The 15,379-nt window shown below is 74.4% G+C and carries 5 protein-coding genes; all 5 read right to left on the minus strand.

Annotation, left to right across the window (positions count from 1 at the left end):
• Positions 1 to 91 precede the first annotated feature (91 nt).
• The 5 genes from D7193_RS31105 to D7193_RS31125 are packed head-to-tail and all read right to left on the minus strand — an operon-like array spanning position 92 to position 15,376.
• The gene (locus D7193_RS31105) at positions 92 to 5,614 is read right to left on the minus strand and encodes a non-ribosomal peptide synthetase/MFS transporter (protein ID WP_120783237.1); all 5,523 of its coding nucleotides are present in this window, start codon (positions 5,612 to 5,614) and stop codon (positions 92 to 94) included.
• Positions 5,611 to 8,736: a non-ribosomal peptide synthetase gene (locus D7193_RS31110; RefSeq protein WP_120783238.1), complete on the minus strand. Its 3,126-nt coding sequence runs from the start codon at positions 8,734 to 8,736 to the stop codon at positions 5,611 to 5,613. The genes D7193_RS31105 and D7193_RS31110 overlap by 4 nt, the downstream gene beginning before the upstream one ends.
• A complete protein-coding gene (locus D7193_RS31115; protein ID WP_120783239.1) occupies positions 8,733 to 8,921 on the minus strand; it encodes an MbtH family protein in 189 nt (62 codons plus the stop codon). The genes D7193_RS31110 and D7193_RS31115 overlap by 4 nt, the downstream gene beginning before the upstream one ends.
• Entirely contained in the window at positions 8,921 to 9,874 is a 954-nt protein-coding gene (locus D7193_RS31120; RefSeq protein ID WP_120783240.1) for a TauD/TfdA family dioxygenase, read from the minus strand. Before D7193_RS31120 ends, D7193_RS31115 begins: the two co-directional genes overlap by 1 nt.
• A gap of 24 nt (positions 9,875 to 9,898) precedes the next feature.
• Positions 9,899 to 15,376 carry a type I polyketide synthase gene (locus tag D7193_RS31125; RefSeq protein WP_120783241.1) on the minus strand — a complete coding sequence of 1,826 codons (5,478 nt, stop codon included), beginning with the start codon at positions 15,374 to 15,376 and terminating at the stop codon, positions 9,899 to 9,901.
• Positions 15,377 to 15,379: the final 3 nt, after the last annotated feature.

Below are 15,379 nucleotides of genomic sequence, written 5' to 3' on the forward strand. Positions count from 1 at the left end.
GCTCGGGTCGGGGCCCCCGGTCACCCGGAGACCCCGCCCGCCCCCGGTCACCCGACGGCCCCGTCCGCCCCGGGTGACCGGAGGCTCCCGCTCACACGGCGACCGGCACCTTCTCCGCCTCCCGCTCGGCCGCGCGGGCGGCGAGACGCCGCTCCCGCTCCTGGGCGCCGATCAGGTCGTCCGGCAGCGAGTCTTCGACCTCGATGTCGAAACGCCGCAGCAGCCGGATCGCGAAGCCGCCGAGGGTGATGAGGACCAGCGCCGCGCCGAAGCAGACGTACGCGAAACCGATCCCCCGGCCCGGTCCGGTGCCGATCACCGCGCCCACCGAGTCGGCCAGGGCGCCGCCCGGGGCGAGCATCGGCTCGAAGAGGCTGGTGGTCGCCGGGGCCAGCAGCGCGAACCCGATCGGCAGGGTCGACCAGGAGATGGTCTGGTTGAGGCTGAACACCCGGCCGTGGAAGCGCTGCGGCACCTTGACCTGCACGATCGTCGCGTAGATCGACTGCGCGGTGGTCATCGCCATGGCCAGCCAGAACGCCCCGACGCAGATCATCGCCACCGAGGCGTCCAGGCCGATGAGGACGCACCCGATCGCGGTGCCCAGGTTGCCGATCAGCACGCCGATCATCCGGCGGTGCCGGGGGCCGCCCCAGACCGACATGAGCACGCCGCCGGCCACCGCCCCGAACGCCTCCGCGAGCGCCACCTGGGCCACCTGGGTCGCGGTGCCGAACGACAGCACCAGCGGCGTGGTGAGCACCAGGGCGGGCGCCAGGAAGATGTTGCCCAGCGCGAAGTAGCCGAGCATCAGCCGGAACCCGCGGTGCTGCCAGGAGTAGCGCAGCCCGTTGGCGATCGCCACCAGCAGCCGCTCCCGCGGGCGCCAGCCCAGCGAGTCCGGGAAGCGGACCACGGCCAGGGTGAGCACCGCCACGAGGTAGCTGGCCACGTCGAGCAGCAGGATGCCCTTCAGCTCGATGGCGGCGAGCAGGCCGGCCGCGAAGACCGGCATGAGCAGCATGGCGAAGCCGTTGGAGAGCTGCGTGATGCCCATGGCGTGGCCGAGGTAGCGCTTCGGCACCAGCTGCGGAACGGCCGACTGGAACGCGATCCGCTGGAACGACCCGGCCACCTGGCTCAGCGCCACGAGACCGTAGATGTGCCACAGCGCCAGGTTGTCGGTCCAGAGCAGCGCGGCGAGCACCACCTGGATCGAGCCGGCGCTGCTGCTGGCGATCATCATGATCTTCCGGCGGCTGACCCGGTCGGTGATCGCCCCGGCCACCGGCAGCATCAGCACACCGCAGATCAGGGCGAGGGCCCAGAGCATCCCCAGGTCGGCCACCGACCCGGTCTGCGTGAACAACCAGATGGGCAGCGCGAACGCGGTGAGCGCCGAGCCGGTGCTGGAGACCAGCTGCCCGGCGGTCACCGCCACGAAGCGGGCCATGCTCGGCTTGACCGCGTCCCGCCTCGGCCGCTCGTCCGCGCCGACACGCAGGGTGTCGTGCACGGCCCAGCCGGCGTCCTCGCCCCGCGCCTCGCGGGTCAGCTCCGCCACGTCGCCGTCGGCCACGGCCCGGTGCGTGCGGGTGACGATCTCGGTGAGCTCGTCGGCCCGGTACTTCAGGAAGAAGTGCCCCGCCTGGTCCAGCACCACGAGCGCCAGCGTGTCGCTGAGGAACTGCCACTCGGTGTACCGCTCGGTGTAGTAGTCGGTCACCGGGTCCTCGGAGCCGACCACCGACACGATCGGCGCCCGCAGCTTCGTGGCCCGGCGGTCGAGCAGCCCCGTGAAGTACTCCTCCGAGGCGCGGGAGTCGGCCCGCATGTTGCTGATGATCCGGTCCGCCTGCTCCGGATCCAGCTCGTCGGTGTCGACGCCCATCGACTTGAGCCAGCTCGCGTAGTGCTTGTTGCTGCGCAGCTTCTCCAGCCGGGCGCGGACCGCCGCGAACAGACCCTTCGGGCGCGCGAAGGGGAACATCGCGCCGATGTAGAGCGCGTCCAGCTCGCGGCCGGCGGCCTCCACCTTGCGGGCCACCTCGGTGACGATCGCGCTGCCCACCCCGCAGTGGCCGTAGAGCACGAGCGGGCCCTCGACGCGCTCCAGGATCTCCTCGGCCACCCGCGTGGTCAGCTCGTCGAACGGCAGCGCGTCCTCGCTGAGCCCCACGTCGTGACCGGGGATGGCCAGCGACCACAGCGCGTGCCCGGCCGGCAGCGCGTCGGCGAGCGGCTGGTAGACGATGGCGCTGCCACCGCCGTACGGCACGCAGACGTACGACACGACGCGCTGCGCCGCCGGGATCGGCTTGGTGAGCTCGTACAGCAGCCGGCGCGGCCCCTCCTCGCCGGCCGCGCCCGACATGAAGGCCGCCAGCTCCCGGATCGTGCGCTGCTGGAACAGGTCCATGACGCCGACCGGACGGCCGCCGTGCCCGGCCTTGCGGATCTTCGCGACCACCTGGGTGGCGAGCATGGAGTGGCCGCCGAGGTCGAAGAAGTCGTCGTCGATGCCGAGCGTCGGCACGCCCAGCACCTCCGACCAGATCCCGGCCAGCAGCCGTTCCGTGTCGTCGCGCGGCTCGACGAGCGCCACCGACGCCGCGCGGGTGACGACCGGCGCGGGCAGCGCCCTGCGGTCCAGCTTCCCGTTCGGGCTGAGCGGCAGCGCGTCGAGGGTGACGAACGCCGCCGGCACCATGTACTCGGGCAGCGTCTCCTTGAGCGCCGCCTTCACGTCGGCGTGCTCGGCCGCGCCCACCAGGTACGCGGTCAGCCGCTTGTCGCCGGGCGTGTCCTCCCGGACGATGACGGCGGCCTCGGTCACCCCGGGCTGGTCGCGCAACGCGCTCTCGATCTCGCCCAGCTCGATACGCAGGCCGCGGAGCTTCACCTGGTGGTCGATGCGCCCCAGGAACTCGATGACTCCCGACGGCCGGCCGCCGGTCGCGGCGCCGGGTGCGATCCGCCACCGGGCCAGGTCGCCGGTGCGGTAGAGCCGGCTGCCCGGCTCCCCGGAGAACGGGTCCGGCACGAACCGCTCGGCGGTCAGCGCCGGCCGGCGGTGGTAGCCGCGGGCCAGGCCGACGCCCCCGATGTGCAGCTCGCCGGCGACCCCGACCGGGCACTCGTTGCCGGCCGCGTCGAGCACGTGCAGCCGCAGGTTCGCGATCGGCGCGCCGATCGGCACGCTGGTGAGGCCGGCCAGCAGCTCCGGATCGCAGTGCCAGGAGCTGACGTCGATGGCGGCCTCCGTCGGGCCGTACAGGTTGTGCAGCCCACACCAGGGCAGTCGGACGGTGAAGTCGGTGGCGGTGGCCAGCGGCAGCTCCTCACCCGAGCAGATCACCCGGCGCAGCGCCGTCGCCGCCTCGACACCGTCCTCGGCGAGGAACACGGTCAGCATGGACGGGACGAAGTGGGCGGTCGTAACCGCCTCGGTGACCAGCAGGTCCCGCAGGTAGCCGGCGTCCTTGTGGCCGCCGGGCTTCGCCAGCACCAGGCGGGCGCCCTCCCGCAGCGGCCAGAAGAACTCCCACACCGACACGTCGAAGCTGGCCGGCGTCTTCTGGAGCACCGCGTCGGCCGGGCCGATGCGGTAGGTCTTCTGCATCCAGTCGAGCCGGTTCACGATGCCCCGGTGGGTGTTCGGCACACCCTTCGGTCGGCCGGTGGAGCCGGAGGTGTAGATGACGTACGCGAGGTGCTCCGGATCGGCCACCGGCGTCGGGTCGGTCACCGGCTGGTCGGCCCAGACGCCCGCGTCGTCCAGGGCCAGCACCGTGGCGCCCGTGTCCGGCAGCACGTCGCGCAGGTGCTCCTGCACGAGCACCACGGGCGCGGCCGCGTCGGTGACCATGAACGCGAGCCGGTCGGCCGGGTACTCCGGATCGAGCGGAAGGTAGGCGCCGCCCGCCTTCAGCACGCCGAGCAGGCCGGCGACCAGCTCCACCGACCGTTCCGCGCAGACGCCGACGAGGGTTTCCGGGCCCACGCCGGCGGCGCGCAGCCGGTGGGCGATCCGGTTCGCGGCGGTGTTCAGCTCGGCGTACGTCACCGACCGGTCCTCGAAGCGCAGTGCGACCGCGTCCGGGGTGCGGACCGCCCGCTCCTCGACGGGCCCGTGCAGGGTCTGCGTACGCGGGAAGTCGGCCGCCGTGTCGTTCCAGGCGGCCAGCAGGGCCCGCTCGTCCGGCGCCAGCAGCGCCAGGGCGGAGACCGGGGTGTCGGGCGCGGCCACCACGGCCCGCAGCAGCGCGCCGAGCCGGCCGGCCATGCGTTCCACGGTGTCCCGGGTGAACAGGTCGGTGTTGAACACCAGCTTGCCCCAGAGCCCGTCGACGGTCTCCACCGCGTGCAGTTCGAAGTCGAACCGGGTGGCGCGCAGCTCCATGGGCTTCCAGTCGAACTCCACGTCGCTGGTGCCCGGCACCTCGGCGTACCGGCCCATGTCGTAGTTCTGGAGCACGAACATGGCCTGGAACACCGGCGACCGGCTCACGTCGCGGGGCAGCCCCAGCTCGTGCACCACCCGGGCGAACGGCACGTCACCGTGCTCCAGCGCGTCGAGCACGCTGCGCCGCGTACGCTCCAGCAGCTCGGTGAACGTCGGGTCACCGGCCAGCTCGGCGCGCAGCGGCAGCATGTTGATGAACATGCCGACCACGTTCTCCAGCTCCGGTGCGGAGCGGCCGGCGACCGAGGCGCCCACCGCGAAGTCGTCCTGCCCGGCGTGGCGGGAGAGGAAGACCTGGTACGCCGCCAGCAGCGTCATGAACAGGGTGCCGCCGTGGGCGCGGGTCAGCGCGTTGAGCCCGTCGGTGGTCGCCCTGTCGAGGGTGAACTCGACGAAGTCGCCCCGGTAGGTCTGGGTGGCGGGGCGGGGCAGGTCCAGTGGCAGCTCCAGCGGCGTGATCCCGGACAGCCGCTGCTTCCACCACTCCAGGTGCCCCTGGGCGGCGGGCCCGGCCAGTTCCCGGGCCTCCCAGAGCGCGAAGTCGCCGTACTGCACGGGCAGGGCGGGCGGCTCGCCGCCGCGGTAGAGGGTGATGAGGTCGCGCAGCAGCACGTCCACCGACCAGCCGTCCCCGACGATGTGGTGCTTGCCGAGGAAGAGCACGTGCTCGTCAGGGGCGAGGCGGATCAGCAGGGCACGCAGCAGCGGCCCGCGGGCCAGGTCGAACGGCTCGGCGGCGGCGGCCTCCACCAGCTCCTGCGCGGCATCGGTGTCGGCGGCGTCCACGATGGTCAGGGGAACGGCCACCGTCTCCTCGATGACGGCCGTCGGCCGGCCGTCGGCGTCCGCCGGGAAGCGGGTACGCAGCGACTCGTGCCGCCGGGTCAGCCCGTCGAGAGCCGCGCGCAGCGTCGGCACGTCCAACGGGCCGCGCACCCGCAGCGGCACCGCGATGTGGTACGCCGCCTCGCCCGGCGCGAGCTGGTCCATGAACCAGACCCGCTCCTGGGCGTACGACAGCGGCACCTCGGCGTCGGCCGGGCGCGGGGTGATCCGCGCCGCGGACGCGGCGGCCTGCCGCCGCCGCAGCCGCTGCGCGATGAGGGCCTGCCGGGCGGCGTCCCGGGCCGGGTCCTTCAGGTCGGTCATGAGGGGTCGTCCTTCTCCGCCGCGAGCAGCGCGGCGACCTCGGTGTCGGAGAGCCCGTCCAGTTCGGCGGCGATGCGCTGCTCGATCTGGGCGGCCAGGTCGGCCACCACCGGGCTGCTGAACAGGGCCCGCATCGGCAGCTCCACCTCGACCTCGGCGCGGATGCGGGCCATCGCCCGCATGCCCCGCAGCGAGTTGCCGCCGAGGGCGAAGAAGTCGTCCAGCGCGCCCACCTTCTCCACCTGGAGGATCTCGGCGTAGACCTCGGCGACCAGCGCCTCGGCCTCGGTGCGCGGGGCGACGAAGCCGTCGTCGGCCGCGGCGGCCGGCACCGGGGCGGGCAGCGCCGCGACGTCCAGCTTGCCGTTCGGCGTGAGCGGCAGGGCGTCCAGCCGGACGAACGCGGACGGCACCAGGTGCGCGGGAAGCTCCCGGGCCAGGTCCGTGGCGAGGCTCGCCGGGTCGGCGGTGCCGACCAGGTAGCCGACCAGGTCCGGCTCGCCGGAGTCGGTGCGGACCACGACGGCGGCCTCCCGCACGTCCGGCCGGGCGAGCAGGGCCGACTCGATCTCGCCGAGCTCGATCCGCATGCCCCGGACCTTCACCTGGTTGTCGCGGCGGCCCAGGTACTCCAGCGTCCCGTCGGCCCGCCAGCGGGCCAGGTCGCCGGTGCGGTACATGCGCCGCCCCGGCTCCCCGTACGGGCAGGGCAGGAAGCGCTCGGCGGTGAGGCCGGGCCGGCCCAGGTAGCCCCGGGCCAGCTGCGCGCCGGCCACGTACAGCTCACCCACCACGCCCGGCGGCACCGGATTCAGCGCCGCGTCGAGCAGGTAGGCGCGGGTGTTCCAGGTGGGGCGGCCGATGGGCACGGGCCCGGCCGGCACGGCCTTCCCCGGCGCGAACCGGGCCGCCACGCAGCCGACGGTCGCCTCGGTCGGACCGTACTCGTTGATTACCGCCACGTCCTCGTGCCCGGCCCGCCAGCCGGCCAGCTGCTCGCCGGTGAGTGCCTCCCCGCCGACCACCAGGTCGGAGGTGGGCGACAGCTCGGGCTCCAGCAGCGGCAGGTGGCTCGGGGTGACCTTGAGGAACGACGGACGCCCGCCCGCGCGGGCCGCGGCGTCGTCGAACGCGGCGAGCCGGACGGTGCCGCCGGCGGTGAGCGTGCCGAGCAGGCCCGTCACGGTGAGGTCGAACGACACCGGCGAGTGCAGCAGCGCGGTGCCGGCGAGTCCCGGGTAGGTGTGCCGGGCCCAGGCCAGGTACGCGGCCACCGCGCGGTGCTCGACGACCACGCCCTTGGGCTTGCCCGTCGAACCGGACGTGTAGAGCACGTACGCGGGGTGCTCCGGGCGCAGCGGGGCGAGCCGGTCGGCGTCGGACAGGTCGGTGTCGGGCAGCCCGGCGGCCGTGGTGGCGTCGAGCACCAGCGCGCCGGCCGGGACCAGACCGCCGGTCTCCGCCGTGGCCAGCACCAGCGCCGGCCCGGCGTCCTCGACCAGGTACGCGATCCGCCCCGCCGGGTAGCCGGTGTCGACCGGCACGTACGCGGCACCGGACTTGAGCACCGCGAGGATCGCCACCACCAGCTCCGCCGAGCGGGGCAACGCCAGCGCCACCCGGGTCTCCGGGCCGGCGCCCCGGGCCACGAGCAGCCGGGCGAGCCGGTTGGCGCGGGCGTTCAGGTCGCCGTACGACAGCGCGACGCCCTCGTGGACCAGCGCGGTGGCGTCCGGGGTGGCCGCCGCCTGCCGCTGCACCTGCTCGACCACGGTCGTGGCCGGCACCTCGTGGGCGGTGTCGTTCCAGGTGCCCAGCACCCGCTCCCGCTCGGCGTCGTCGAGCAGGGGCAGCGCGGAGACCCGCTGCCCGGTCTCGGCCACGGCCGCCTCCAGGAGCCGGACGTAGCGTGCGGCGAGCGTCTCGGCGGTGGCCCGGTCGAACAGCGCCGTGCGGTAGACCAGCCGGCTGGTCGTGGTGGTGATGTCGAAGGCCAGGTCGTCCTTCGTGGTGCCCAGCGCCACCGGGTCCAGCCCCGAGTCCGGGATGAAGTTCAACGCGGTCTGGAAGATCGGCTGCACGGACGGGTCACGCTGCGGCGCGACCGCCTCGACGATGCGCTGGAACGGCGTCTGCCCGTGGTCCATGGCGTCGACCAGCCCGTCGCGGACCCGCCCGAGCAGCTCCCCGAAGGTGGGGTCGCCGCCGAGGTCGCAGCGCAGCGCCACCGGGTTGACGAACATGCCGATCAGCCGGGCCAGGTCGGGATTGTCCCGGCCCGCGGTGGAGACACCGACCACCACGTCCTCGTCACCGGAGACGCGGGACAGCAGGGCCGCGAACGCGGCCAGCAGCACCATGTACGGCGTGGCCGCGGCACCGGCCGCCACCTCGCCGACACGGTCGAACAGCCCCTCCGGCAGGGCGAAGTGGACCTCGTCGCCGGCGAAGCCGAGCTGCGCCGGGCGGGGCCGGTCCAGCGGCAGCCCGGTCACGGCGGGAGCGCCGGCCAGGTGGGCGCGCCAGAACGCGAGCTGCCGGTCCAGCTCCGCGCCGGCCAGCTGCTCGCGCTGCCAGACCGCGAAGTCGGCGTACTGGATGGGCAGCTCGGCCACCTCCGCGGGGGCGCCGTTCAGCGCCTCCCGGCTGAACGCGGCCAACTCGTCGGTGAAGAGCACCGCCGAGTGGCTGTCGAACACCGCGTGATGCACCACGAACAGCAGCGCCACCTGGTCGTCGGCGAACCGGGCCAGCCGCACCCGCCACAGCGGCGGGGCGTCCAGCGGGATGGGCGTACGGGCCAGCGCGGTCAGCTCGGCGTCGAACCGCCGTACCTGCTCGACCCCGGCGAAGCCGCGCAGGTCGATCTCGGGCAGCTCGACCGGCTCGGCCTCGCGGACCACCTGCACCAGCGCGCCGTCGTCGACGCGCAGGTACGTGCGCAGCGCCTCGTGGCGGGCCACCACCCGGTTGAACACCTCGGTGGCCTGGGCGCTGGTCGTCCCGACAGGGAACCGCCACGGGTTGGAGACGTTGTAGACGGGCGAATCCGCGTCGAGCTGGTTGGCGATCCACACCCGCTCCTGGGCGAACGAGGCGGGAAAGGTCCACTCGCGGGTCATGAGACGGCCTCCCGTACCGAGCGGGGACGCATGTCGGTCCACACGGTGTCGATGTGCGCGAGGCACTCCTCGCGGGTGCCGGCGAACCCGGCCTCGTGCCAGCCCGCCGGCAGCTCCCGGTCGGCCGACCAGATCGAGTACTGCTCCTCGTCGTTGCGGACGACCAGGAATCGGGATTCGGCCATCACTGTGCTCCGTTGCTCTCGGGGGTGTGCGGCTCGGCCATCGCCACCGCGATCTTGCGGGGGCCGGTGAACGGCTCGCGCCCGTGCGCGGCCGTCATGTTGTCGACCACCAGCACGTCGTCGCGCTGGTAGTCGAAGCGGACGCTCGCGGCCCGGTACGCGGCCCGCAGGTGGTCCATGACGTCGGCGGGGATCTCGCCGCCGTCGCCGTAGTAGGTGTTCGACGGCAGCTCCTCGGCGCCGAACATGGCCAGCAGCCCCTCCTGGTAGTCCTTGGGAAGGGTGCTGATGTGGAAGAACGTCGCGTGGTTGAACCAGCGCGGGGTGTCGGAGCCCGGGCGGTGGTGCACCACGTCGCGCACGGCCCGGGTGCGCAGCCCGTCCCTGCCGCGCCACTCCAGCTCGATGTGGTTGGCCGCCGCGTACGCCTCGACCTCGGCCCGGTCCTCGGTGTTGAACACGTGCTGCCACGGCGTGCCGAAGTCGGCGTGGAAGTTGCGCACCAGCATCCACCGGCGCCGGACGAACTCCTCCCGCACCGCCGGGTCGATCTCCCGGTAGACGCGGCGCACGTCGGCCAGCGGCGTGGCGCCCTGCGTCTCCGGCGGGGTGATGCAGTAGAAGAACAGGGTCAGCGGCCAGCGGGCCTGGTACGAGTTCTCGTTGTGCAGGAAGATCTCCTCGTCCGGCGGGTAGTCCGTCGAGGTGTAGACCCGGCCCTTGATGCTGTGCCGGGGTGAGGACCGCTCGGTGTATGTGAGCGGTTCGCCGGACAGGGCGCGGACCACCGCGTCGAACCCGTCCACCCCGCCGACCTCGAAGCCGCGGAACAGCAGCCCGCCGTGCTCGGCCAGCGCCGCGCGCAGCTCCGCCCGGCGCTCGGCGATGAGGTCGGTGAGGTCGCGGCCGTCGTTCTCGACGACCACCGGCAGTGTGGCGATCGTGTCGCTCATGCTCTCTTCTCCTGTTTCTCGGGGTCAGGCGCGCGGCAGTCGCGGGATGGCGGGGATCGTCGCGGGGGCCGCCGGCTCGTCGGCGGCGGGCGTGGCCGCCCGCAGTTCCTCGATGCGGGCGGCGAGGCCGGCCACCGTGGGCGTCTCGAAGAGGCTGCGCATCGGCAGCCGGACGCCGGTTGCCTTGCGCATCGCCGCGATGAGCTGCACGGCGACGAGGGAGTTGCCGCCGAGGGAGAAGAAGTCGTCGTCGACCCCCACCTCGGCGACCCCGAGCGCGTCCCGCCAGACCTGGGCGATGGCGATCTCCAGGTCGGTGCGCGGCGCCGCCGATCCGCCGCCGGTCAGCGACGGGGTCGCGGCCGTCGTCTCGGGCTCCTCCTCGAGGCTCTCCGTGGTCACCCGGCCGGCCCGGTCACGGATGTCGGCCACCGTGCGGGTGGCGATCACGACCTGGGCGCCGAGGCCGGCGCTGACGCTGCGGCGGAACGCCTCGGCGCCGTCGACCGGCCGGATGTCCTCGGTCGGCCCGGCCGGGGACTCCGTGGCCGTCCCGCCGGGCGTGGCCGCCAGGCCGCCCGTGACCGCGCCCTGGTCGACGCGCCGCAACACGAAGTCGCTGATGGCGACCAGCTCCCGGCCAGCCTCGTCGCGCAGGCTCAGGTCCGCGGCCACCACCTCGTCGGTGGCGCTGGGCCGGTGCCGCAGGTGGCTCGTGAACGAGGCCGGCAGCGGCGCGCGCACCACGATCCGGCCGTACGACAGCGGCAGGTACGTGCCGGAGCCCTGGCCACGGCCGAACGCGGTGGCCACGTCGAGCAGCGCCGGGTGCAGACCCCACGACGCCAGGTCACCGGCCGCCTCGGCGGGCGCCTCGATCCGGGCCAGTTCCTCGCCGTCGCCGAGGTGGTGCTCGCGCAGCGCCTTCCAGCGCGGGCCGAACGTCAGCATGCTGGTCCGGCCCCGGCCGAACGACGCGTCGTCGTCGACCCGGCGGCCCGGGGCGGCCACCTCCCGCGCCGGCGGCGCCGGTTCGACGGTCCAGCCGGCCGCGCCGCGCACGTGGGTGCGCTCCTGGCCGGCGGCGAGGCTCCGGACGGCGAAGTCCACCCCGTCCTCGGTCGGGGTCAGCTCCACGCGGTACTGCGCCACCGTGCCGTCCGGCACCGCGAACGGCTCCAGGAACACCACGTCGCGCAGCTCCACGACCGCGTCACCCGCGGGCGCGGGCACCGCGGCGGCCACCGCGGCCCGCACCGACTCCAGGTGCGCGGTGCCGGGCACCACCGGCACGCCGCCGATGCGGTGCTCGTCGAGCACCCAGTGGGTGGCGGCCGAGACCAGGCCGTGCACCACCGTGCCGTCCGGGCCGGTGACGCGGGTGGTGAGTACCGGGTGGTCGACGGTCGTGGTGACGGTGTCCCGCCCGGCGGCGCGGAAGCCGGCCGGCGACGCGGTCTCCACGGCCATGCCGACCTCGGCCCAGCCGCCCCAGTTCTGGGACAGCACGGGGGCCCGCCAGCCGGCGCCGGCCCGGGCGTGCGCGTCGAGGAACGCGTTGGCCGCGCAGTAGTCGACCTGCCCGAACCCGCCGATGACCGCGGTGATGGACGAGCAGAGCACCACGAAGTCCAGCGGGAGGTCACCGAAGACCTGGGCCAGCGCCAGGGTGCCCGCGAGCTTCGGCGCGAGCACCCGCTCCGCCTCGGCCCGCTCCTTCACCTCGGCCATGCCGCCACCGGGCAGGCCGGCCGCGTGCACGATCCCGTCGATCCCGCCGTACGCCTCCTCCGTCGCCGCCCGTACCCGGCGCAGGTCGGCCGGGTCGGTCACGTCGGCGGCGAGCACCAGCACCTCGGCGCCGGCGGCCTCCATCCGGCGGATCGCCGCGATCGCTCGCCCGGCCCGGTCGTCGCTGCCGTGCACGGCCAGGTGCTCGTCCCACCGGTCGCGCGGCGGCAGCCCCGAGCGGGACAGCAGCACGAGCCGGGCCCGGGCGTGCCGGGCGAAGTCCTCGGCCAGGGTGATGCCGATACCGCCCAGACCGCCGGTGACGACGTACCGGCCGCCCTCGCGCAGCGCGCCCGGCTCGCCCTCGGCGTCGAGGGTGACCTGCTCGTGGTCGGCCACCCAGCGGCGTCCGCCGCGCAGCGCCAGTTCGGCCCGCCGCGGGTCCCGCGGGCGGCGCAGTTCGGCCACCAGGGCGCGCCCGCCGTCGTCGGCCGGGTCGGCGTCGACCAGCCGGACGGCCAGCCCGGGCAGTTCGGCCGGGAGCACCCGGGCCAGTCCGGCGAGGGTGGCGTGCTCCGGGCGGACCAGGTCGTCGCCGCGTACGTCGCCGATGCCGGCGGTGACCAGGTCGAGGTGGAGTCCGCCGTCGTCGGCGGTCAGGCCGGCGCCGGCGAGCGCCTGCACGAGGTGCAGCGCGCTGAAGAAGCCGCGGTCCTGGGCCGCCCAGGTGGCCGCGATGTCGGTGCCCGTGGCCGGGCCGTCGAGGGTGAACGCGTGCACGAGCCGGGCCGGCACACCGTCGGCGGCCAGCGCGGCGACCAGGGCGTCGTAGTCCTCCCGCGCCCCCGGGCGCAGCCGGTAGCCGCCCTCCGTCGCGGCGAAGGCGTCGCCGGGGCGTACCTCGACCGGCTCGGCTCCCGCGGCCCGCAGCCCGGCCAGCAGGGCGTCCCCGCGCGGCCCACCGGTGAGGACCAGGCAGCGGCCCAGCGGCTCGGTACGCGGTTCCGGGGCGGCCTGCCGCCAGACCGGCACCGCGAACCACTCGGCCAGCGGGCGCGGACCGGTCTGCGCGGGCGTCGCCGCCAGCGGCTGCTCCGGGTCCGGGTCGACCCAGTAGCGGCGCCGCTCGAACGGGTAGGTGGGCAGCGGCACCCGCCGCGCCTGCGGGTCGGCGCCGAGCCGTACGGGCGCGCCGGCGCACCAGAGGGCGGCGGCCGTGCCGAGCAGGGTGGCCAGGTCGCCCGTGGACTCGCCGGGGCCCGGCAGGCTGCCCAGCGGGGTGAGCCCGCGCTGCTCGGCCGATGCCTTGGCGACCTGCATCCGGGCCAGGTTGGCCAGCTGCCGCCCCGGCCCGCACTCGACGAGCTGCCAGGTGCCCTCGGCGAGCAGGGTGGCCACGCAGTCACCGAACCGGACCGGCTGGCGCAGGTGCGACGCCCAGTACGCCGGGTCGGTGGCCTGCGCGTCGGTGATCCAGGCGCCGGTCACGTTCGACAGGAACGGCACCGACGGCGCCCGCAGCGGCACCGACGCCATCAGCGCCGTGAAGTCGTCCAGGATCGGCTCCATCATGGGCGAGTGGAACGCGTGCGAGGTGCGCAGCATCTTGCTCTTGCCCTTGAGCAGCTCGGCGAAGGCGGCGACGGCCTCGCTCTCGCCGGCCACCACGCAGGTGCCCGGGCCGTTGACGGTGGCGATGGACAGCCCCTCCGGCAGGCGTTCCGCGATCGCCTTCTCGTCGAGCGAGACGGCGAGCATCGAGCCGGACGGCAGGGACTGCATGAGCCGACCGCGGGCCGCGACCACCCGCAGCGCGTCGGGGAGGCTCAGCACGCCGGCCACGGTGGCGGCCACGTACTCGCCGATCGAGTGGCCGATCATCGCGGCCGGCCGCGCCCCGGCGTCCTGCCAGAGCCGGGCCAGGGCGTACTCGACCACGAAGAGCGCGGGCTGGGTGTAGCGGGTCTCGGTGAGCCGCTCCCCCGCCTCCGGGTCGCGGCCGAGGACGAGGTCGCGGATGTCCAGCCCCAGCTCGGGACGGAGCAGCTCGGCGCACTCGTCGACGATGGCCGCGAACGCGGGCTCCTCGGCGTAGAGCTGGGCGCCCATCCCGGCGTACTGCGCGCCCTGCCCGCTGAACAGGAAGGCCAGCCTCGGGGCCGGGCCGTCGGTCGACCCCCGGTGCCCGCGCCGGGGGTCGAGGAGGGCGGTGGCCGCCGTCGGCACGTCGGTGGCGACCACCGCGGCCCGGTGCGGATACTCCCGGCGGCCGACCCGCAGGGTGTGCGCCACGTCAGCGAGGTACTCCGGCCCGGCGTCGGCCGCGGCGGTCAGGTGCGCGGCGAGCCGCTGCACCGCGCTCTCCAGCGCGGTGGGGGTCTGCGCCGAGACGTGCAGCAGCTGGGCCGGGCGCACCCGGCGGGGCACCCGGTACGCGGCGGGCGCCTGCTCCAGCACCACGTGGGCGTTGGTGCCGCCGATGCCGAAGGAGCTGACCCCGGCGCGGCGCGGACCGCCGTCGGTGTCCCACTTGGTGAGGGTGTTCGCCACGTAGAACGGGGTGTCGGCGAACTCGATCGCCGGGTTCGGGCTCTCGTAGTTGACCGTCGGCGGGATCAGGCCGTGCTCCATGGCGAGCACCGTCTTGATGACGCTCACGATGCCGGACGGCTGGCTGAGGTGGCCGATGTTCGACTTCACCGACCCGATGCCGCACCAGCCCCGGTCGTCGGTGTCCTTCGTGTACACGGCGGAGAGCGCGCCCACCTCGATCGGGTCGCCCATGGCGGTGCCGGTGCCGTGCGCCTCGACGTAGCTGATGGTGCGCGGGTCCACGCCGGCCATTGCCACGGCCTGGGCGACGGCCTCCATCTGGCCGTCGATGCTCGGGGCCGTGAAGCCCACCTTGCCGGCGCCGTCGTTGTTGATGGCGTTGCCGAGCACCACGGCACGGATGGCGTCGCCGTCGGCGATCGCGTCGGAGAGGCGCTTGAGCAGGGTGACGCCCACGCCGCTGCCCCAGACGGTGCCGTTCGCGCCGGCGTCGAACGGCCGGCACCGGCCGTCCGGTGAGGTGAAGCCGTCCATGCCGAGGTAGCCGACGTGCGGCAGTTCGATGTTGACGCCACCGGCGAGGGCCATGTCGCACTCGCCGTTGCGCAGCGCCTCGCAGGCCAGGTGGAACGCCACCAGCGACGTCGAGCAGGCGGTGTGCACGGTGAGGCTCGGTCCGCGCAGGTCCAGCCGGTACGACACGTTCGTGGCCACGTAGTTCGGCGAGTTGCCGGTGGCGATGGAGACGGCGCCGTGCGGGCTGCCGCCGACGCGCTTGTTGCGCAGCACGTACCGGTGCAGGTAGGTGTTGCCGCCGGTGCCCGCGTACACGCCGATCGCGCCGTCGTACCGGCCCGGGTCGTAGCCCGCGTCCTCCAGCGCTGTGTGGCAGGTTTCCAGGAACAGCCGGTGCTGCGGGTCGGTGATCTCCGCCTCCCGGGAGGTCATCCCGAACAGGCCGGCGTCGAACTCGTCGTACCCGTCGACGAGCGGCGCGCGGTTGACCCAGCCGGGGTCGTCCACCTCCTCGGCCGAGGCGCCCCGGGCGATCTGCTCGTCGCGGGTGAGTTCGGTGACCGACTCCACCCCGTCGACCAGGTTGCGCCAGAACTCGCTCACGTCGGCGGCGCCGGGCAGACGGGCGGCGAGCCCGACGATCGCGATCGGCTCGATGCCGTCGCCGTCGCCGGCCAGTTCGGTTGCGGTCGAATCGTCCATCAC

Origin of the sequence: Micromonospora costi, assembly GCF_003626655.1 — a bacterium.
GTDB lineage: Bacteria > Actinomycetota > Actinomycetes > Mycobacteriales > Micromonosporaceae > Micromonospora > Micromonospora costi.